The following is a 20,651-nucleotide window of genomic DNA, read 5'->3' as shown; positions in this document are numbered from 1 at the left end:
CAGCGCACCTGGGGCTCCGCGAATGAGTCTACGGCCGCATTCGGGTCTGCCCCTGTCTGGCCGTGGCCGCGTCCTCGATCAGCGCGCTGACCTCGGCAGGGTGCGACATCATCAGCGCGTGCGACGCGCCGTCCACCACCACCGTCTTTTTCGCGTGCGCGCGTTCCGCCATGAACTTCATCACGGCGGCTGGAATATTCCGGTCCGCGGTGCCGTAGATCACGAACGACGGCAGAGTCTTCCAGCTGGCGTTCCGGGACGGCTCGCCCAGCGCCGACAGGGTGACCGGCCGCTGGGTAGCCGCCATCGTCGCGGCCTGCGCGTCAGGGACATCGGCGGCGAACTGAGCGTGGAACGTCTCCGCGCGGATATAGAGATCCTCGTCGCCATCGGGCAAGGCGATCGCCGTCAGGCTGTCCCCAAGGGTGCTGCCGGGGAATTTCGAGGAGAGCGAGAGGCTCGATTCGCCCGTCTCCGGCGCGAAGCCGGCCACATAGACCAATGCTCTGACGTTGACGTTGCCGGTGGCCGCTTCGGTGATGACCGGCCCGCCATAGGAATGGCCGACCAGCACCACCGGCCCCTTGATCGACCGGACGATCGTGGAAACGGCGGCCGCGTCGTTCGCGACGCCGCGCAGCGGGTTGGCGGCGGCGATGGCGGTATAGCCATGCTGCTCGAGCAGCGTGATCACCGGAGCCCAGCTCGAGGAGTCGGCGAAGGCGCCATGGACCAGCACGATCACCGGCTTTTCCGGCGCGGGCGCCGTCTGCGCCGCGGCGGGGCCGGAAAGGATGAGTGCCGCGGAAAACAGCGCGGGAAAAAGACGCATGACGATAGCTCCTACTTCTCAGCCGGCGCGGATCGAGAAGCGGCGCGGCTGCAGGCTGTCGCGCAGCCAGTCTTCGAATTTCAGCGACGCGATAAGCGCGTCCGGCCCGGCGAGCAGCGAACGCTCGCCCAGTTCGGCACCGAAATAACGGGCATGGACATCGGGCACGACGCGGCGCCCATCCTCATGCGCGGTCGCGATCTCGGTCGCCACCTCGTCGAGCCTGAAGCATTCCGGCCCGGCGACTTCGAGGATTGCGTCGGACGGCTCGCTGAACACCGCGTCCGCCAGCGCATCGGCGACGTCCTCGCCGGCGATCGGTTGCACCAGCGCGGGCGAGATCGGAATCTCGCTCGCCGTGCCTTCCTGCACGACGTCGCTGATGAATTCGAAGAACTGAGTCGACCGCAATATGGTGAACGGGATGCCCGAGCTCGCAACCAGATCCTCCTGGATCTTTTTCGCGCGGAAATAGTCGCTGGCGATCAGGCCATCGAGACCGACGATCGACAAGGCGATGTGGTGGCGCACCCCGGCGGCCCGCCCCGCGGCAAGCAGGTTGCGGCCCGACGCCTCGAAGAAGCGCAGTGCCGTGGGACCATCCAGCGACGGCGAATTCGACACGTCGACGACGATCTCCGCCCCGTCGAGCGCCGCCGCCAACCCGATGCCGGTAACGGTGTCGACGCCGAAAGTGGGGGATGCCTCGAAGACGCGCAGATCCTCCTGGCGCAAATTGCGGACCAGCTTCTCGCCGATGCGGCCACTGCCGCCGATCACGACGATTTTCATGTCAGCGCATCGAAGGAGGAGGAGTCGATCAGGGGGCGCGGGTCGAACAGGCCCTCCTCGGCGAGCGCGCGGCGTACGGTCTCGCGTTCCGCGACACGCTCGAAATACCCCAGCATCTCGGGCGACATCGGCACCCCGAATGCCCGGGCCCATCGCAGCATGACGAACAGATAGGCGTCGGCCACGGTGAAGCGCGCGCCGAACAGATAGAGTTCGTTGATATGCTCCGAAATCAGATCCAGCCGCTGCGCCACCGCCGCGCTCGCGGCCGCCCTCTCCTTTTCATCGTCGGAATGCCAGAAGGGTTTGAAGGCGATGTGAAGCTCGGTGGAAAGCCAGGACAGCATCTCGATCAGCCGCGTACGGCCGAGCGGGCCGCCGGGCGCGAGATTGGGATCGAGTCCGGAAATGAAGTCCAGAACGGCGGTGTTCTCGGTAACGGCATTGCCGTCGTCGAGCACCAGCATGGGCACATAGCCCCGGGGGTTGATCGCCGTGTAATCATAACCGTGCTCGGTGGTCTTGGTCTTGATGTCGACCCGCTCGAAATCGGCGGAAATCCCCGCTTCGTGCAGCGATATCCGGCCGGAGAGACTGCAAGCGCCAGGCGCGTAATAAAGCTTCATGCGATGAACTCCGTTGGAGAAATGGCCATCATGCCGGCGTCGCTGCGGGGCGGCGGTCGAGGACCGACCAGATGGTCAGTCCCCCACCGAGGAGCGCCGGCAGCGTGACCGCGGCGAAGTCGCGGAGGAGCGCCGAGGGCCCGCAAATGCCGACGGCTACCTCCCAGAAATGGAAGGTCGCGTGCGCGCCCAGCCATAGTGACGCCGCCGCCCAGAGCGTGGTTCGATAGGCAGGCCGCGCCGCGCCGAGCAGGAAGGCCGCGCCGATGAAGAGGAAGATCAGGCCGATATCCCGCAGGAAATGCTGATTGAACGGGCCGGTGGTGGTCACACCGGGCACCGCGAAATACCAGTTGGCCGGCGAGACGAGCATGAAGCAGCCATTCGCCAGCGCACCGAAACCCAGCACGACGGCCGTTGCGAGACAGAATTGCCTGAGCATCGCGCGATCTCCGCGCTTATCGGCGCGCCGGCGGCGGCACATTGGCCAGCCACCAGTCGAGCGTGGTCTTGCCGAGGCGGGCGCCCGGATCGGGCACCAGCGTCCGGTCGCTGACGGCGACGCCGAAATAGGGCGCGGCCGGATCGACGATCACCGCGCGCGGATCGCCGTCGAAGGCGAGCACCCGACGGACCGGCTCGTCGAGCGTGAACGCCTCCGGTCCGGCGATCTCGATCGTATCGTTCGCCGGCTCTCCCAGCGCGACCTCGACGATCGCGCTCGCCACGTCCGCCGCCGCCATCGGCTGGAATTGCACGGCCGGCAGCCGGACCGCGCCGTCGACGGTGGAGAATTGGGCGATCTGGCGCAGGAATTCGAAGAACTGGGTGGCGTGGAGCAGCGTGTACGGCACCGGCGAGGCCTTGATCTGCTCCTCCTGCGCCAGCTTGGCGCGGAAATAGCCGCTGTCCTGCAGCCGGTCCGTGCCGACGACCGACAGCGCGACATGATGGCGGACGCCAGCGCCCAGCTCCGCCGCGGTCAGATTGCGGCCGGCGGTCTGGAAGAACTCCATCGCCGCCGCTTCCTCGAACGACGGCGAGTTGGACACGTCGACGACGACCTCGGCCCCTGCCAGCGCGTCGGCGAGTCCTTCGCCGGTGATGGTGTTGACGCCCGTGTTCGGGGCGGCGGCGATCGCATCATGACCGCGCTCCTTCAGCTTCTCGACGACCTTGGAGCCGATCAGGCCGGTCCCGCCGATGACGACGATCTTCATGTTTTCCATCCCTTGCTGGCGTTTCGCTACGAGGGGGAAACTGGGCGGATCGGCAGACTCTCGCCATCGTGCGGACGGCTGCATCGGCCACGCCAAAGGTCAGGCGAACCCCACCCTTGGGGCAGGTCCGGCGCCAGACTTCCCGGCATCGGCGAGCACCCATCGATGCCAGGCTCTCCCGACATGCCACGATCTGGCGAAGGTGCCTTCTACCGGGGGGATGGGGCCGCCTCTTCTCCCGCCCGATCGATCGTCGGCCGTCCCCCGAATAGGCGAGGCGGGTGCCGCAAGGGCGTCCGCGTCGGACCGCCCGAGCACGAAGAGGAGGCGTATCGTGCCGCTATTCACCACCAAGGACGGTCATGACATCTTCTACAAGGATTGGGGCCAGGGGCCCGTGGTCACATTCTCGCATGGCTGGCCGCTCAGCTCGGACGCCTGGAGCATCCAGATGCAGTTTTTGGCGGAGAGGGGCTTTCGCTGCATCGCGCACGACCGGCGCGGGCATGGAAAATCGGCCCAGACCAGCACGCGCAACGACATGGACGGTTATGCCGACGATCTCGCGGAACTGATCGAGGCGCTCGACCTGAAGGATATCGCGATGGTCGGTCATTCGACCGGCGGCGGCGAAGTGGCACGCTATATCGGCCGGCATGGGACCGCGCGGGTCGCCAGGGTGGTATTGCTCGGCGCCGTGCCGCCCGTGATGCTCAGGAGCGAGGCCAATCCCGAGGGTCTGCCGATCGAGGTGTTCGATGGCCTGCGCCGCGACATCCTCGCCAACCGCTCGAAATTCTACCAGGACTTCGCCATCCCCTTCTACGGCGCCAACCGGCCGGGGGCGACCGTGCCGCAGAGCCTGCTCGACGAGTTCTGGCTCATCAGCATGCAGGCCGGGCTCAAAAACGCCCATGACAGCATCAAGGCGTTCGGCGAGACCGACTTCACCGCGGACCTCGCCAGGTTCGACGTGCCGACATTGGTGGTGCACGGCGAGGATGACCAGATCGTGCCGATCGCGGATTCGGGTCACAAATCGTCCAGGCTCATCGCGGGCGCCAGGACGATCTTCTATCCCGGCCTGCCGCATGGCCTGACGGCGACGCATGCGGACCAGTTCAACGCCGACCTGCTCGCCTTCCTGCGCAGCTGAGCATTCGCTGTCCGGCGGCTCCGCGAAAGGGGCCGCCGGACGACATCATCCGGGCGCGATAGCGGGCAGCGTGACCTGGAAGATCGCCCCGCCGCCGGGATCGTTCGACGCCGTCAGGGTGCCGCCATGCGCGGCGATGATCGACTGGCAAATGGCAAGGCCGATTCCCATGCCGTCGTCCTTGGTCGTGAAGAAGCTGTCGAAGATCAGGTCGAGATTCTCGGTCGGGATGCCGGGGCCATTGTCGCGAATGGAAAAGATGACGCGCCCCTCCCCATCCATGCCGGTTTGCAGAGATATCCTGCCCTTCCGGCCGCTATCCGGCGTCATGGCCTGAAGGGCATTCAGCACCAGGTTGACGAAGACCTGCTGCAACTGAACCCGATCGCCGAGCACGCGAGGAATCTCGCGGGCGTGCAGGACCGACAGGTCGATCGACCTGGAGGCGATCTCATAGCCCAGGAACAGCAAGGTCTCGTCGACGACGTCGTTGAGGTCGAGCGGAACCCGTTCCGGGGGGTGACGGGTCGTCATGGCGCGAATGCGCCGCACGATGTCGCTGGCGTGCCGCGCGCTCTGCGCGATCCGGGTGGTGAGCTGGGTTACCTTCGCCAGGTTGGGGTCCTCGCGCGCCATCCAGCGCAGGCTGGTTTCGGCATTGGTGACGATCGCGGAGAGCGGCTGGTTGACCTCGTGCGCGATCGAGGTCGCAAGTTCACCCAGCGTCGAGATTCTGGCAGCATGAGTCAGATCGGTCTGAAGCTGGCGGAGCTGCGCTTCGGTTCGCAGGCGATCGGTAACGTCCTCCAGCGTTGCGAGGTGCACGTCCACATTTTCCCTGGGCGCGGGAAAGGTGATCGAAAGCCGTACGTCACGGACGCGACCATCGAAGGTGACCAGCTTCACGACCTCGGAATAATGCCGTTTTCCGGCGAAACGGGCGACGATGATGCGCTGCTGGCTGTCGTGCGACACCGTGAACATGAAGGCGACCGGCCCGATGACTTCGGCCGGCGTGGCGCACCCCAACAGCCGCGCCGCGCTCAAGTTCGCCTGCACCACGCGCACTTCGCCGTCCGCCAGTTCGACCAGCTCGGGATGATCGTTCAGATACTGGTTCAGGCCCAGCTCGCTGATGCCTTCCGACTGGAGCTTGTCGTAGATCGGGCTCATGCAACTGGCATCGACCTGCAGCATGGCGGTCTGGGCGTGATGAATCAGGTCGAGATAACGGGCCTCGCTCCCGCGCGAATAACCGGGACGCTCGCTCTTCGGGGCATCGGTAATGGTGAGGAACACCAGGTCGCCGCGCCGCGGCTCGACCGATCTCCAGATCGTGAGGACCGGGTCCTGCAATCGCCCCTCCGGCGCGATCCTGCGCACGCGGGTGTTCGAGGCGGCATTGTCGCTCGCCACGGCGACGATCAACTGGGCAAGCACATCCCTGCTCCCAGGCGGCCAGAATGCCGACAGACGCTGTCCCAGAACATGCTCGCGCCCTGCCGGCCAACGGATCAGATTCTCCACATCCTCGGCGACTTCCGCAGCATGCGTGTCGCTCAGGATGGCATGCATCCAGTCCGGCGATGCCTCGCCCCGCGCCACCGAATCGATGATCGACCGCACTCGGGAGATGTCGAGCGCCCAACGCATTTCGTCGTGATAATGCAGGCCGCCGTCTCGAGGCGCGGCGGCTGCCTCCGGCATGGTCTCGCCGCTGCGCCCCGGCGGGGCGATGGAGGGGAAAGCTTCCCCCATGTCAGCTTTTCGGATGCTCCCCGCCCGCGACCATGCTTCCGCCAAGCGCCCGGCGCACATGACCGAGAAAGACCTCATCGGCCACGGGCTTGGTCAGACAGGCCAACGCGCCGGCGTCCATGGCGCGCGCATAGGACCCCTCATCCGTCGCGGAGGTAATGACGATCACCGGAAGGTTCGAACGCAGCGCGCGCAATTGCTGTTGCAGCTCGAACCCGTCGATACCGGGCATCCTGATATCGGTGACGAGGCAATTGAACCTGTCCGGCGCATAGTCCTTCAGAAACGCTGCCGCGCTGTCGAAGCCGCGGCACGGCAGGCTTTCAACCTGAAGGAGATCGCAAAGCGCCTCGCGCACGGCCTCGTCGTCATCCACGATGGCAATCACAGGCGGGTTCGACAAGCGCAGGCCTCTCATTGACAAGGCCCTTCTGGCCCCCCGTCGATGTCGCTGAATTCCGGGAAGATTGTAACCATACCATGGTCTAGGTCGCCCGGTCGCGCAGCACGGCGGGGAGCATGTCCCAGGCGCGGACGAGTTCGCCGATCGATGCCGCCTGCATCTTCTTCATCACGCTGCTGCGGTGGAGCTTGACCGTTACCTCGCTGATGCCGAGCTCGAAGGCGATCTGCTTGTTGAGCCGCCCCTGCGCAACCAGCCGCAACACCTGCCGTTCGCGTGCCGTGAGCGTGGCGTAGCGGTCCGCCTGTTGCCGCACCGCCCTGGAATCCGCCCGCTGGGCAAGATCGCGCTTGATGCCGGCCGTCACGGCATCGAGCAACGACTGGTCCCGGAACGGCTTGGTCAGGAAGTCCACGGCGCCGGCCTTCATCGCCTGGACCGTCATCGGGATGTCGCCATGCCCGGTCAGGAAGATGATCGGCTTGGCGTTGCCATTGGCGGCGAGATGCTGCTGGAGATCGAGACCGCTCGATCCGGGCATGCGGACGTCGAGCACCATGCAGCCCGGGCGTTCGGGCAGTTCCGCGTCGAGCAGTTCGCGCGTCGAAGCGAATCCGGTCGCGTCAATCCCCACCGACAGCATGAGTTCCTCGAGCGAGGCGCGAACCGCGGCATCGTCGTCGACGATGACGACCAGCGGACGCTCGCTGTCAGCGGAGAGCGCAGTCATGACGGTACCTCCTGATGCGAAGATGATGCGACGTGCGACGTGCGGGTGCGGCCCGCGATCCGGTTGCCGACCCACGCGTCCACCTTGGCCGGGAAGTCGGCGGGGGCCTTGCCGCTGACCGTTCGCCCCAGATCGCGCAGCGACGTGCGGGCAAGCGTGTCGCGCATCGATTTCTCGGCCTGCAACATCACGGCGTGGATCGCGCAGACTCCGTGCGTCGCCCAGCCCGGCGCCGCTTCGCCGAACACGGCGCAGCGCCCCCGGATCTCCTGGCAGTCGAACAACGGCTTTCGCCCTTCGATCGCGTCGACGATCTGGAGAACGCTGACCTCCTCGGGCGCGCGCGCGAGCCGATAGCCGCCGCGGACGCCCTCCGAAGCGCGGACTATCCCGGCCTTTTCGAGCTTGGGAAAAATCTTGGCGAGGAAGCTGTGCGAGATGCCCTGCAGGTCGGCGAGATCCCGGCTGCTCAGCGGCGCATCGCCCGAATCCGCCAGCCAGAGCAGGCAGTGAACCCCATATTCGACGCTGACGGTGAGATGAGCCATAACGCGGACAATATCACTCTGCGTTTGAGTCGGCAATTCGAAACGCGAACTGCTCGCACCACGCTTCACCCCAGCCGGCGCGGTCCGCGATCTAGTCGCTCCTCCCGAAATCCATGGCGCGGGACCTATCGGAATCATCGAGGCAGGCGACCCATCCGCTGGTCGAGCGCTGCCCAGACCAAGGTTCAGCCGAGGCCAGGTTTTGCGCCCACCCCCGGCCCGCGATCAGGTCGGCCGGCAGGACATCATCGTCGATCGTGGTGGCGAGCCCGGCCGATCGGCCGGCGCGGCACGTCCCCGGGTCCAGGCATGGCCATGCCGGCGTTCAGATGCAGCCGCGCGCTCGAACCGGCAGTGCAAACGGCGGTGGCTCCGCACCAGTAAGCCGGGGCGACCCTGGAGGGCCGTGTCAATCGGACGTGACAGGGATGATGAACGCAGGGGTTTTTCCGATTTCACCCTGCGGCCAACGAAATGGCAGTCGAGCGTCCAACCTGTCCGGCTCTTCGGGACACGATCAGGCCCCGGAACCGGCGGCCGGCCGCTTCCGCGATCAGCGCCGGAGCTGACGCGCCGCGTCTGGCGGGAGGCGGAGCTATCCCCGCACCGTCCAATTATACCAACAAAATCAATTTATAGGGAAATGGTGGAGCCGTGGGGGATCGAACCCCAGACCTCTGCAATGCCATCGCAGCGCTCTCCCAGCTGAGCTACGGCCCCATCGTCGCGGGTCTGGAATTTCCCGCGAAGGCGTCGCCCCTACCGAGGCGAGACGACCTTGGCAAGCGGTGTGATCACCATGCCGGTCGATTTTTAAGACAAACCTCGAAGCGACACCCCGGCCGAAGCCGGGGCGCCCCTTTTCATTGGATCAATGCTCGTCGTCGTCCGTCGGCGCTTCCACGCCGAGATCGTCGTCGCCGCCGAGATCGACCTCGTCGTCGGGCGAGGGCTCCTCGTCTTCACCGGTGTCGATATCCTCATCGTCGCCGACCAGATCGGCGTCCTTCTTGACGAGTTCCGGCTTCGGCGCGTCGAACGGCAGAGGCTGTTTGGATTTCAGAATCGGCTCGGGCACCCAGGTCGACCCGCATTCGATGCAGGTGACGGGATCGTCCTTGCCGAGATCGTAGAAGCGCGTTGCGCATTTCGGACACGACCGTTTCGTGCCCCATTCCGGCTTGATCATGCCGATTCGACCTTTCGAAGAAATGGGAGTTTTGCGAGTTGACCCGCAAAGTGGGGCGCGCCTTGCCATAGCGCAAGCGCACTGTCAAAAGCCCGCGCCAATGCCCCACCCCCTGCCCCGCCCGCTCCAGATCGCCCCTTCCGGCCCGCTGCACGGCACCGCCGTCGTGCCCGGCGACAAGTCGATCAGCCATCGCTCGCTGATGCTGTCGGCGCTCGCCGTCGGCGAAAGCCGGATCGAAGGGTTGCTGGAGGGCGAGGACGTGCTCGCCACCGCCGCGGCGATGCGGGCGATGGGCGCCGACATCCGGCGTGGCGAGGACGGCATCTGGACCGTCAACGGCGTCGGCGTCGGCGGACTGCTGCAGCCGGAAGCGGCGTTCGACATGGGCAATTCGGGCACATCGACTCGACTGCTGATGGGCCTTGTCGCCTCGCACGCCATCACCGCGACGTTCATCGGCGACGCTTCCCTGTCGAAACGGCCGATGGGCCGCGTCATCGAGCCGCTGTCGCGCATGGGCGCCGACTTCACCGCAAGTCCGGGCGGGCGCCTGCCGCTGATGGTGCGCGGGCTGAACCCGGCGGTGCCGATCGAATACACGCTGCCGGTCGCCTCCGCCCAGGTTAAGTCGGCGATCCTGCTCGCCGGGCTCAACACCCCGGGCATCACCCGGGTGATCGAGCCGGTCGCGACGCGCGACCATAGCGAGCGCATGCTGCGCGGCTTCGGTGCCGAACTGAGCGTCGAGGAAACGAATCAAGGCAGGATCATCTCGCTCGTCGGCGAGGCCGAGCTGAAGCCGCAATCGATCGTGGTGCCCGGCGATCCCTCGTCGGCTGCCTTCCTCGTCGTCGCGGCCTCGATCGTGCCGGGGTCGGACGTGCTCGTCATGAATGTCGGGCTGAACCCGACGCGCGCCGGCCTGTTCGAGGCATTGCGCATGATGGGCGCCGACATCGTCGAGGAAAATCCGCGACTCGTCGGCGGCGAGCCGGTCGCCGATCTGCGCGTACGCCATGCGACGCTGCGCGCGATCGAGGTGCCGGCCTATCTCGCGCCGAGCATGATCGACGAATATCCCGTGCTGTTCGTCGCCGCGGCCTTTGCCGAGGGGCGGACCGTCGCCCGCGGCGCGCACGAGCTGCGCGTCAAGGAATCGGACCGGATCACCGCGATGGCCGATGCGCTGGGCGCGTGCGGCGTGCTGGTCGAGGAGTATGAGGACGGTGCCGCGATCCAGGGCACTGGCGGCGGGCCGATCGCCGGCGGCGCGACCATTGCCTCGCAACTCGACCATCGCATCGCGATGAGCATGGCGGTGGCCGGCCTCGCCGCGAAATCCGCGCTGACCATCGACGACGTCTCGCCCATCGCAACATCCTACCCTATGTTCCTCGAAACGCTGGAGGGGTTGAAGGGTAAAGAAGTGGTTGCAGGGTCATGATCATCGCCGTCGACGGGCCCGCCGCATCGGGCAAGGGCACCATCGCCCGCGCGCTCGCGAAACGCTATGGCCTGCCCCATCTCGACACGGGGCTGCTCTACCGCGCGGTCGCGGCGAATGTGCAGCGGCTCGAGCTTGACCCGACGATCGAGGCCGATGCCGTCGCCGCCACCGATTTCGACGATCACCTGCTCGATGACCCTGAGCTGCGCAGCGACGAGATCGGCAAGAACGCCTCGGTGGTCTCCGCGCACCCGCTGGTGCGGGCGGCGCTGTTCCACCGCCAGCGCCGCTTCGCGCATCAGCCGGGCGGGGCGGTGCTCGACGGGCGCGACATCGGTACGGTCATCGCGCCCGACGCCGACGCCAAGCTGTTCATCCGCGCGACGCCGATGATCCGCGCCAAGCGCCGCCATGCCGAGCTGCGCGAGCGTGGGTCGCAGGTCAGTCTGGACCGGGTGCTGGCCGACATCCGTGCCCGCGACCTGCGCGATTCGACACGGGGCATCGCGCCCATGACACCGGCCGACGATGCCGCCTTGCTGGACACCAGCTTTCTCTCTATAGACGCCGCCATCCAGCGGGCGATTGCGCTCGTGGAGGCTCGGACAGCGGCGCAGGTGGCAACACCCTAGCCGGGCGAGGCGCGAAGCGGAAACGGCGCTCATCCTTGTCGGATGGTATCTGCCGATCCTGCTTACGCGCCCTTTTTCGCTTTGTCGGTGATCTTCACAAGGGCGATGGACGCTGGGCGTCGCGACCGGCAACCGGCCGCCGCGACATTTAGGCCAAGACCGCCGGAGACAACCGGCTGGCCGGAAACATAGTACTTAGGAATCAAAGATTTATGGCCACTTCGGCATCCCCCACGCGCGATGATTTCGCGGCACTTCTCGAAGCCACGCTCGGCGACGCAGACGGCTTTGAAGGCCGGGTCGTCAAGGGCACCGTCACCGCGATCGAGAATGATCTCGCGGTCATCGACGTCGGCCTCAAGTCGGAAGGCCGCGTGCCGCTCCGCGAATTCGCCATGCCCGGCCAGAAGGCCGATCTGAAGGTCGGCGACGAAGTCGAAGTCTATGTCGACCGAGTCGAGAATGTGCATGGCGAAGCGATGCTGTCGCGCGATCGCGCCCGCCGCGAAGCCGCCTGGGACAAGCTGGAAACCGAATTCGCCAAGACCGCCCGCGTCGAGGGCGTCATCTTCGGCCGCGTGAAGGGTGGCTTCACCGTCGACCTGAACGGCGCCGTGGCATTCCTGCCGGGCTCGCAGGTCGATATCCGCCCGGTCCGCGACGTGACCCCGCTGATGGACATCCCGCAGCCGTTCCAGATCCTGAAGATGGACCGCAAGCGCGGCAATATCGTCGTCTCGCGCCGCGCCATCCTGGAAGAGACCCGCGCCGAGCAGCGTTCGGGCCTGATCCTGTCGCTGGCCGAGGGCCAGGTGATCGACGGCGTCGTCAAGAACATCACCGATTATGGTGCGTTCGTTGACCTCGGCGGCATCGACGGCCTGCTGCACGTCACCGACCTGAGCTACAAGCGCGTCGGCCATCCGAGCGAAGTGCTGAACATCGGCGACACCGTCCGCGTTCAGATCATCCGCATCAACAAGGACACGCAGCGCATCTCGCTCGGCATGAAGCAGCTCGAGAGCGATCCGTGGGAAGGTGCAGCCGCCAAGTATCCGATCGGCGCCAAGCTGTCGGGCCGCGTGACCAACATCACCGAATATGGTGCGTTCGTCGAGCTGGAGCCGGGCATCGAGGGTCTCGTCCACGTCTCCGAAATGAGCTGGACCAAGAAGAACGTCCATCCGGGCAAGATCGTCTCGACCTCGCAGGAAGTCGATGTCGTCGTGCTCGAGGTCGATCCCGACAAGCGCCGCATCAGCCTTGGCCTCAAGCAGGCCCAGTCGAACCCGTGGGAGGCCTTCGCCGAAGCGCATCCCGTCGGCTCGACCGTCGAGGGTGAAGTCAAGAACGCCACCGAGTTCGGCCTGTTCATCGGCCTCGACAACGATGTCGACGGCATGGTCCACATGTCCGACATCGCCTGGGGCGTTTCGGGCGAGGACGCGCTCAACCTGCACCGCAAGGGCGAAATGGTTCAGGCCATCGTGCTCGACATCGATGCCGAAAAGGAGCGCATCTCGCTCGGCATGAAGCAGCTCGAGCGTGGCGCTCCGGCAGCCGGCGGCGCCGCAACCGCATCGAGCGGCGGCGGTTCGGGCGGCCTCAACAAGAACGCGATCGTCACGGTCACCGTTCTCGAAGTCCGCGACGCGGGCCTCGAGGTTCAGGTCGGCGACGATGGCGCGACGGGCTTCATCAAGCGCACCGATCTCGGCCGCGACCGCGACGAGCAGCGTCCGGAGCGTTTCCAGGTCGGCCAGAAGTTCGACGCGATGGTGACCGGTTTCGATCGTTCCAAGAAGCCGACCTTCTCGATCAAGGCGATGCAGATCTCCGAGGAGAAGCAGGCAGTTGCGCAGTATGGCTCGTCCGATTCGGGCGCGTCGCTGGGCGACATTCTCGGCGAGGCGCTCAAGGCGCGCAGCAGCGAAGCCAAGAAGTAAAACCCTCTTTCGGGGCGGGCGGGTTACCCCCGTCTGCCCCGAAATGGCGATTTTTTACAAATTTGCGTCGATTCGATCCTATTCGGCGGCCAGCACTTGATATAGATAAAGGTCCGGGACGGTCGTTTTTCAAGGCACCAAAAAGGCTGGAAAAATGATCGTCATTGGGGAAAAGATCGAGCGGCCGACGGCCGCCGTGCTTTGGTCTTGAGGAGTCGACGACGCCATGATCCGTTCCGAACTTGTCGAAATGCTCGCCGCGGATAACCCCGATCTCGCCCTTCGCGATGTCGAGGCGATCGTCACGACCTTCTTCGACGAGATCTCGAAGCGGCTGGCGACGGGCGGCCGCGTCGAACTGCGCGGTTTCGGCGCTTTCTCCACCCGGGCACGCGATGCCCGGACCGGCCGCAACCCGCGCACCGGGGAAGTGGTCGAAGTCGACGCCAAGCGCGTCCCCTATTTCAAGCCGGGCAAGGAAATGCGCGTTCGATTGAACGTCTGAGGGCCAACGCGGCTTGACGCCCGGCCCGGCTTGCGCTTCGTCGCAGGCGGCGCGGACGTGGCGAAACTGGTAGACGCACGGGACTTAAAATCCCTCGCTCGAAAGAGTATGCGGGTTCGAGTCCCGCCGTCCGCACCATTTCATGGGAATTCCTGTCCACGTCCCCGATCCGTCGGCGTCGCTTGCGCAGTCGGGGCGACCACCCGCTGGACGCTGTATCGTGTTCGGTAAATAACGGGCCTGCAATCAAGGGCGGCCGCCTGCACCACGGCCTCACGTCCACCGCAACTTAGGGTGCCGGCTCGAATCCGGTTTTCCCGGCCCGCGGCCTCAATATCCTTGCCGAGGATGCCGTCATCCCTATTCTGCCCAAGGGGGCAATAACCGCGGCGAGCACAGCCGACCGCCACCGCCTGAACTTTCTTTACGGGATGGGGAGCCTGCCGCGTCTAACGGATCGGGAGGATCGTGCATGCCAGATGCCGCCAGGCACCAATGGCTCGATGAAGTGGCCACGCAATATCGCACGCCGTTGCTGCGCTTCTTCCAGCGCCGTGTAGACCGCCGCGAGGATGCGGACGACCTGGTGCAGGACGTCTTCAGCCGCCTGGCGGGCCAGGATGTCGACACCATCGCCAACATCCAGGGCTATATCTTTCAGGTCGCCGCCAACGTGCTTCGCGACAAGGCCCGCCGCGCGAGCGTCCGAAGCATCATGACTCAGGCCCCGGAGGGGTTCGATGTCGAGGACGAGGCCGGTTTTTCCCCCGAGCGCATCCTGCAAAGCCGGGAAGCGCTCCAGATCATGATCGCGGCGCTCTACGAGCTGCCTGAAACGGTGCGAATGACGTTCAGTCTCTATCATTTCGACGGGGTGGCGCAGGTCCAGATCGCGCGTCGCATGGGCCTGTCCGTCAGCACCGTCGAAAAGCATATGGCGAAGGCCAATAGCCATCTCCTCTACCGTCTGCGGAAAGTCCGATGAACAAGCGCTTCGACCAGATGGAAGAGACCGCCGCGGTCTGGGACGCGCGCCTGCGCGGTGCCAAGTCGACATTTCGTGATCGACGGGCATTCCGGTCCTGGCTGCACGAGGACGATCTGCACCAGGCGACGCATGACCGGCTACAGGCGGCATTGTCGAGTTTAAGGGAGAATGCGGCGCTGCCGGAACTGAGCGCGTTGCGCGATGAAGCCCGCAACGGCGTTCATGAGAACCAACGGCGCCGCCTCGCTTCCGCCGTCGCGATGGCGGCTGCCATTGTCATGGTCGTGATGATCACGCTCGGCGCCCGGACCGACTATGGCGCGGAGGTCGTGGCCCGACTGCAGGGTAGCACATTCTATACGACCTCGCCCGGCGAGCGCACCAAGGTGACTCTCGCCGATGGCTCGGTGGTGACGCTGGATGGCGCCACCCGGCTGTCGGCCCTGCTTGGCGCCGGGCGTCGCGATATCACGCTGTTCGCGGGCCGCGCGCTGTTCCAGGTCGCCAAGGACAAGCATCGCCCGTTTGTCGTCAAGGCGGGAGATCGAACCATCACGGCACTCGGCACCATATTCGATGTTCGCCTTTCCTCGCAGGAGCTGCGCGTGACGCTCGTCGAAGGGAAAGTCGCAGTCCGCCCCGTCCAGTTCGCCCACGGCCCGGCCGAAGAGGTCCTGAAGCCGCGACAGCAGTTCGTGGCACGCGCCGGCATTGCGTCACCGCAGGTCCGGGCCGTCGACGCGGACAAGGCGCTGAGCTGGGCCGACGGGCAGGTCTTTTTCGAGGATGAACCTCTCGCCAGCGCGGTCGAGGAAATGAACCAATATTGGCCCGAGAAGATCGTGGTCGATCCGGCCGTGGCGGATTTGCGCATCAACGGCATGTTCCGCACGAACAATCAGGCCGGTTTTCTGGAGGCGCTGCAGGTGACCCTGCCCGTCAAGATCCGCGAAGGAAATGACCGACTGGTCGTTTCCGGACGCCCTGAAACCACCGCCGACTGATCGATAAGGGGACATATGCGCTTTTCATCTCTCGCCCTCGCCGCTGCCCTGCTGCCCGCCACGGCCATTGCCCAGGACAAACCGGACCCGGCCCGGCTCAAGGCCGATGTCGAGAAGCTGGTGAGCTTCGGTACGCGGCATACGCTCTCCTCGCCCGACGATCCGAAGCGCGGCATCGGCGCCGCGCGGCGCTGGTTCGCGGAGGAGATGAAACGGACCAGCGCGCGCTGCGGGGGCTGCATCGAGGTGTCGACGGTCGAGCGCATCTTCACGGGCGACCGAGCGCCCAATGGCGTGAATATCGTCGACGTGCTCGCGGTGCAGCCTGGCAGCGATCCCAATCGGGTGGTGATCGTGCAGGGTCATATCGACAGCCGCGTCACCAATGTGATGGACATCACCAGCGATGCCCCCGGCGCGAACGACGATGCGTCGGGCGTTGCCCTGGTGCTCGAATCCGCCCGTTTGCTGTCGGGGAAGAAGTTCAAGGCGACGATCATCTATGCCGCGCTGTCGGGCGAGGAGCAGGGCCTGTTCGGCGGACAGTTGCTGGCGGATACCGCCAGGGAACGCGGCTGGCAGGTCGCCGCCGTGCTCAACAACGATATCGTCGGCAACACGCTCGGCCAGAACGGCCAGCGCGTTGCCGACCGGGTGCGGGTCTTTTCCGAAGGCATCCGTTCCTCGGAAGACCAGACCGCGCAGATGGCCCGCCGGGTCGATGGCGGCGAGGATGACGGCCCCAGCCGCGCGCTGGCCAAGGCGATCGACCATGTCGCGGATGGCATCCCCGGCGGGTTCGACGTGTTCGTCGACCGGCGCAATGATCGCTTCGGCCGTGGCGGCGACCATGAGCCGTTCCTGAAACTCGGCTATCCGGCCGTGCGCTTCTCGGTCGGCATCGAAAACTACAACCAGCAGCATCAGGACCTGCGCACCGAGAACGGCGTGGTCTATGGCGACACGGTCGACAAGATGGACTTCCCCTATCTCGCCAGGGTGACGGCGATCAACGCGGCCACGATCACGCGCCTCGCGTCCGCGCCGGCAGCCCCGGCGCAGGTAAGCCTGAACGGTGCGCTGGGCATGAACACGACGGTGACCTGGACGCCGGTGCCCGATGCGAGCGGATACCGGATCCACTGGCGCCGCAACGACAAGCAGGACTGGACCGCCCATCGCGACGTCCCCGCCCCGGCGGGCGAACTGGTCCTGAAGGACGTGATCGTCGACGATGTGTTCATCGGCGTATCCGCCCTGTCGGCGGACGGGTCAGAAAGCCTCGTCACCTTCGGCGGCCGGGCGCCAAGGCCCGCAAGGCGCTGAAGCCATGCCTCCGCGGCACGAGCACCGCGGAGAGTAATTCTATCGGGGGAGCCCGGTTCATTAGAGCGGCGAGCGTTAATCTGATCCGTTCGTCCTGAGTAGGGATCGAGGTGCCGAAGGCGTATCGAGAGCCCGTATCAAAGGACAGGTTGTCGCGCGGAACCTGTCCTTCGATACGCCCTCTCGATACGCCGCTACGCGGCTACTCGATGGCTACTCAGGACGAACGGGTGCTGGCGGCTCTGATGTAATGCAAGCTACTCTAATGATCGCCATCCCGGCGCTGACCGGGATGGCGATGCGGAACTGGGCGAGAGATCCGTCTAGAATTTGAAGCGGAACCCCAGACGATAGCTCCGCCCGATCAGGTCATAGGGCGCCGAGGTGCCGAACGAGGTGCCGCTGCTCGGGATCGGCTCGGGTTGACGATCGAACAGGTTTTCGACGGCGCCGAATATCGTCACCTTCTTGCCACCGATGCTGATGTCGTAATTCTGGGCAAGCTCGAAATACCAGACCGGATCGACATGATTGAACGCCGCCGGGATTCCCGTGCGGCTGGTCTCGGGCTGGTTGGTGATCTTGCCGGCCCCAAGGTACCGCGTGGTCAGCGTCGTGCGGCTCGGGCCCACGGCATAGGTTGCCGTCATGAGGCCACGCCACCGCAGGCTGGCGAACGTGCCGAGCGTCGGAGGCGCCGAATCGCCGGGCAGATTGGTTTCGTCCTTCAGCCGCTGCGACACCAGCAGCCGGAGATTGAGCGCGCCGGGCAGGCTTTCCGAGATATCGCTGAGATTGGTCCGATAGCTCGCCTCATAGTCGATGCCTTCTACCGCCACATTCTGCGCGTTGATGCCGCTGGTGAAGATGGTGGCGTTGACCAGGTTGGTGGCGCCCGCCGCCTTGACGATGGACTGGCAGGCCGCCGCATTCTGCGGCCGGTTGAAGCCGTAGCACATGTCGATGATCTGCTGCGCCCCGACTGCGGTAATCGCGTCCTGGATATCGATTTTGTACCAGTCGACCGAGACGCTGAAGCCGGGCAGCCAGCGCGGCGTATAGACTCCGCCCGCCGTCCAGGTGTCGGCGATTTCAGGCTTCAGGTTGGGATTGCCGCCGCTCAGCGTGATGTTCGGCACCTGCGGGCTGCCGGGCTGGCTGCGATCGAGATAGGCGTTCACGAACTGGCTCGCCGGCGCGAACAGATCGTTGAGGTTCGGCGCGCGGATGTCGCGCGATCGCGTGCCGCGCAGCCTCAGGCCGTCGACCAGCTCCCAGGTCAGGCCCGCCTTCCAGGTCGTCACCGCGCCGCTGGTCGAATAGTCGGTCCGCCGCACCGCGCCGTTCAATTCCAGATTCTTCGCGACGACCGAGTCCTTCAGCAGCGGCACCAGTACCTCGCCGAAGAACTCCTTCACATTATACCCGTTGCTGCCGGGCTTGAAGTTGCCGACGTTCCACTGCGACGCGACGGAAAGATCGTCGGCCGTCGCGGAAAAGGATTCCTTGCGATATTCGAAGCCGGCGGCGATCGAGACCGGCCCCGCCCAGGTGGAAAAGGGATTATACTGGGCGTCGATCGACCAGACGTCCTGGTAGAAATCCAGGTCCTGGCGCGTCCGGTATCCTTGCGCGGCACCGGTGACCCAGGCGATCGACGCGGCGCCGAGCGATCCTTCGCCGAACACGTTCATCGGCACGCAGCCATTGGTCGGACTGGCCAGGGTCGAGCGGCAGATCGGCGCGCCGACCGCGACGCCCGGCACACCGCCGACCGCGGGGTTGGTGGTCGCGTCGATGGCCTGGTTGAAGCGGGTAAGGATGATGTTGTTGTCGCGGGTATACCACACATTGCTATGGCCGCGCTGGTAATAGGCGCGCCACCTGCCGCTATCGAGGAAGCTGCCCTCCAGCGCGAGCAGAACCCGATCCTGGCGGCGATTATAGCCCGCCTCGCCGATATGCGTGCCGGGCGTATTGATCATGTCGTAGAAGAGCCGGCTCATCTGGAACGAGGTGATCTTGGCGGTGTCCATCGCCTGCTGCACCGATACCGGGATGAACGGATTGTCGCGGGTAATGACGAGGTTTGTGGCACCCTGGCGGTTATAGACCGCCGACCAGTTGATCGTGTCGTTCCCGGCATAGCTCGCCTCGACGATCGCGTTGATCGAGTCGGTGAGCTCGTAGCTGAGCCGGCCATAGACGCTCCAATGCTTGTCGTCGGGCATCAGCGCACCGCGAATGGGCATGGATTCCACCGTCCCGCCGGCCTGTACCTGGCCCTGCTGGATCGGCCCGTAGACGAAGGTGCCGACCGTGCCGCCTGGGCCGAACGACATTCCCTTCAGCGGGCCGGCAGCGATCACGCCGCCTGGCGTGCTGTTATAGCCGGCATCGGTGCGCACGATCTGGCCGGGCTGACCATTGGTCGCCGTCCAGTCCGGATTGTTCAGCAGGCGCAGGCCGGGCTGAAACCATTTGCGCTGATGCTCGTAGAAATCGATCCTGTCGCCCTTGTAATAGGAGCCGCTGAGCAGGACATGGCCGCGGCCGCCCGCGAATTTCGCGCCCCAGGCAAGATCGCCGGTAATGATCCTCCCGTCGGAATAGTCGGTCTGGCTCGCGTTAAAGCTGCCCTTCAGGCCAGTGAATTTGGTGTCGAGGATGAAGTTGACGACGCCGGCCACCGCGTCCGAGCCATAGGCCGCCGACGCGCCGCCCGTCACCACATCGACCCGCTGCACCAGGTTCTGCGGCAGCAGATTGACGTCCACCGCAGGCGACATGCCGGAGCCGACGACGCGGCGGCCGTCAAGCAGCACGAGCGTGCGGGTGACGCCGAGATCGCGCGCGCTGAGCTGGTTCGCGCCACCGGTCGCGTTGGCGAACAGCGTCGTGGTGCGCGGCGTGTTGCCCGTTCCCATCGACGGCAACTGCGTGACATAATCGGCGATGTTGGTCGGGTTGCGCTCGGCGATGTCTTCGGAGCTCAGCACGGTGGTGGGTGTCGGCGCGTCGTTGCCGTTGCGCACGATGCGCGAACCGGTGACGATGACCTCGCTCGCCGGGACTTCGCTTTCCTCCGGTTCTCCCACCCCGCCGGGAGTCAGGCTGGTCGCGCGATCCTGAACGCGGACCGCCCGCGCTGAAGGAGCATCCTCATAGTTGATCGGCTGCCGCCGCACCGCGACTGGCTCAGGCGCCATGACCTTGCGCAGGGTGAGGACACTGCCGCCCTCAGCGCGCAGACCAGTCCCGTCAAGCAGGGCCTGCAGGGCCGCACGGGGCTCGACACTGCCGCGAACGCCTCTGGTCCGCTTGCCGGCGACCAGGGCGCTGGAGAAGATGATCTCCTGGTTCGCCTGCCGGGCGAAAGCGTTCAGCGCGCTTGCCAGATCACCGGCGGCAATGTCGAAAGTCCGTGACTGCTGGGCAGCCGCGGCAGGCGCGGTGGCAAGCAATAGCGCCGTCGCCACCGCCGAGCTGCAGCCATAGATGGAAATAAACCCCCTATTACGCATGATGACCCTCCCGCCGCGTTCA

The 20,651-nt window shown here is 65.6% G+C and carries 19 protein-coding genes and 2 tRNA genes; 9 read left to right on the top strand and 12 right to left on the bottom strand.

Annotated elements, in window-relative coordinates:
* Window positions 1-28: 28 nt before the first annotated feature.
* From ACZ1I5_RS05135 to ACZ1I5_RS05115, 5 genes are read right to left on the bottom strand one after another with little or no spacing between them, the layout of a single operon-like run.
* The gene (locus ACZ1I5_RS05135; RefSeq protein WP_465172656.1) at window positions 29-832 is read right to left on the bottom strand and encodes an alpha/beta fold hydrolase; all 804 of its coding nucleotides are present in this window, start codon (window positions 830-832) and stop codon (window positions 29-31) included.
* 18 nt (window positions 833-850) lie between these two features.
* Window positions 851-1,624 (bottom strand): SDR family oxidoreductase, encoded by a 774-nt coding sequence (locus ACZ1I5_RS05130; protein ID WP_465172655.1) that lies wholly within the window; start codon window positions 1,622-1,624, stop codon window positions 851-853.
* Entirely contained in the window at window positions 1,621-2,250 is a 630-nt protein-coding gene (locus ACZ1I5_RS05125) for a glutathione binding-like protein (protein WP_465172654.1), read from the bottom strand. Before ACZ1I5_RS05125 ends, ACZ1I5_RS05130 begins: the two co-directional genes overlap by 4 nt.
* 28 nt (window positions 2,251-2,278) lie before the next feature.
* Window positions 2,279-2,692: a hypothetical protein gene (locus ACZ1I5_RS05120; RefSeq protein WP_465172653.1), complete on the bottom strand. Its 414-nt coding sequence runs from the start codon at window positions 2,690-2,692 to the stop codon at window positions 2,279-2,281.
* 16 nt (window positions 2,693-2,708) lie between these two features.
* Window positions 2,709-3,470: an SDR family oxidoreductase gene (locus ACZ1I5_RS05115; RefSeq protein WP_465172652.1), complete on the bottom strand. Its 762-nt coding sequence runs from the start codon at window positions 3,468-3,470 to the stop codon at window positions 2,709-2,711.
* Window positions 3,471-3,804: 334 nt separating this feature from the next.
* Here ACZ1I5_RS05115 and ACZ1I5_RS05110 point away from each other — a divergent pair, with 334 nt between their 5' ends.
* Window positions 3,805-4,626, top strand: a complete 822-nt coding sequence (locus ACZ1I5_RS05110) for an alpha/beta fold hydrolase (protein ID WP_465172651.1) — start codon at window positions 3,805-3,807, stop codon at window positions 4,624-4,626.
* A gap of 45 nt (window positions 4,627-4,671) precedes the next feature.
* Here the strand turns inward: ACZ1I5_RS05110 and ACZ1I5_RS05105 are convergent, their stop codons facing one another.
* From ACZ1I5_RS05105 to ACZ1I5_RS05080, 6 genes are all read right to left on the bottom strand, one after another.
* Window positions 4,672-6,384, bottom strand: a complete 1,713-nt coding sequence (locus ACZ1I5_RS05105; RefSeq protein WP_465172650.1) for a sensor histidine kinase — start codon at window positions 6,382-6,384, stop codon at window positions 4,672-4,674.
* 1 nt (window position 6,385) lies between these two features.
* Window positions 6,386-6,772 carry a response regulator transcription factor gene (locus tag ACZ1I5_RS05100; RefSeq protein WP_465172649.1) on the bottom strand — a complete coding sequence of 129 codons (387 nt, stop codon included), beginning with the start codon at window positions 6,770-6,772 and terminating at the stop codon, window positions 6,386-6,388.
* 97 nt (window positions 6,773-6,869) lie between these two features.
* Window positions 6,870-7,517 carry a response regulator transcription factor gene (locus tag ACZ1I5_RS05095; RefSeq protein WP_465172648.1) on the bottom strand — a complete coding sequence of 216 codons (648 nt, stop codon included), beginning with the start codon at window positions 7,515-7,517 and terminating at the stop codon, window positions 6,870-6,872.
* On the bottom strand, window positions 7,514-8,065 hold the full coding sequence (locus tag ACZ1I5_RS05090; RefSeq protein WP_465172647.1) for an RrF2 family transcriptional regulator: 552 nt from the start codon (window positions 8,063-8,065) through the stop codon (window positions 7,514-7,516). Before ACZ1I5_RS05090 ends, ACZ1I5_RS05095 begins: the two co-directional genes overlap by 4 nt.
* A gap of 644 nt (window positions 8,066-8,709) precedes the next feature.
* Window positions 8,710-8,785 (bottom strand) — tRNA-Ala (locus ACZ1I5_RS05085).
* 151 nt (window positions 8,786-8,936) lie between these two features.
* The gene (locus ACZ1I5_RS05080) at window positions 8,937-9,254 is read right to left on the bottom strand and encodes an FYDLN acid domain-containing protein (RefSeq protein WP_465172646.1); all 318 of its coding nucleotides are present in this window, start codon (window positions 9,252-9,254) and stop codon (window positions 8,937-8,939) included.
* 100 nt (window positions 9,255-9,354) lie between these two features.
* Here ACZ1I5_RS05080 and aroA point away from each other — a divergent pair, with 100 nt between their 5' ends.
* The 8 genes from aroA to ACZ1I5_RS05040 all read left to right on the top strand — a co-directional run bounded on the left by aroA (window position 9,355) and on the right by ACZ1I5_RS05040 (window position 17,105).
* Window positions 9,355-10,701, top strand: a complete 1,347-nt coding sequence (gene aroA, locus ACZ1I5_RS05075; protein ID WP_465172645.1) for a 3-phosphoshikimate 1-carboxyvinyltransferase — start codon at window positions 9,355-9,357, stop codon at window positions 10,699-10,701.
* Entirely contained in the window at window positions 10,698-11,336 is a 639-nt protein-coding gene (cmk, locus tag ACZ1I5_RS05070; RefSeq protein WP_465172644.1) for a (d)CMP kinase, read from the top strand. The genes aroA and cmk overlap by 4 nt, the downstream gene beginning before the upstream one ends.
* A gap of 212 nt (window positions 11,337-11,548) precedes the next feature.
* Window positions 11,549-13,282 (top strand): 30S ribosomal protein S1, encoded by a 1,734-nt coding sequence (gene rpsA, locus ACZ1I5_RS05065; protein WP_465172643.1) that lies wholly within the window; start codon window positions 11,549-11,551, stop codon window positions 13,280-13,282.
* Between the two features lie 226 nt (window positions 13,283-13,508).
* Window positions 13,509-13,787 (top strand): integration host factor subunit beta, encoded by a 279-nt coding sequence (gene ihfB, locus ACZ1I5_RS05060; RefSeq protein WP_465172642.1) that lies wholly within the window; start codon window positions 13,509-13,511, stop codon window positions 13,785-13,787.
* A 51-nt stretch (window positions 13,788-13,838) separates the two neighbouring features.
* A tRNA-Leu gene (locus ACZ1I5_RS05055) sits at window positions 13,839-13,925 on the top strand.
* Between the two features lie 334 nt (window positions 13,926-14,259).
* A complete protein-coding gene (locus ACZ1I5_RS05050) occupies window positions 14,260-14,772 on the top strand; it encodes an RNA polymerase sigma factor (RefSeq protein ID WP_465172641.1) in 513 nt (170 codons plus the stop codon).
* Complete coding sequence (locus ACZ1I5_RS05045; protein WP_465172640.1) at window positions 14,769-15,779, top strand: FecR family protein; 1,011 nt, start codon at window positions 14,769-14,771, stop codon at window positions 15,777-15,779. Before ACZ1I5_RS05050 ends, ACZ1I5_RS05045 begins: the two co-directional genes overlap by 4 nt.
* Window positions 15,780-15,794: 15 nt before the next feature.
* Entirely contained in the window at window positions 15,795-17,105 is a 1,311-nt protein-coding gene (locus ACZ1I5_RS05040; protein ID WP_465172639.1) for a M28 family peptidase, read from the top strand.
* A gap of 323 nt (window positions 17,106-17,428) precedes the next feature.
* Here the strand turns inward: ACZ1I5_RS05040 and ACZ1I5_RS05035 are convergent, their stop codons facing one another.
* Window positions 17,429-20,629: a TonB-dependent receptor domain-containing protein gene (locus ACZ1I5_RS05035; RefSeq protein ID WP_465172638.1), complete on the bottom strand. Its 3,201-nt coding sequence runs from the start codon at window positions 20,627-20,629 to the stop codon at window positions 17,429-17,431.
* Window positions 20,630-20,651 lie beyond the last annotated feature (22 nt).

This window comes from Sphingomonas sp. BL-S-30, assembly GCF_055521475.1.
Note: the sequence above shows the minus strand (reverse complement) of the source record. Positions and strands in the feature narration are given on the sequence as shown.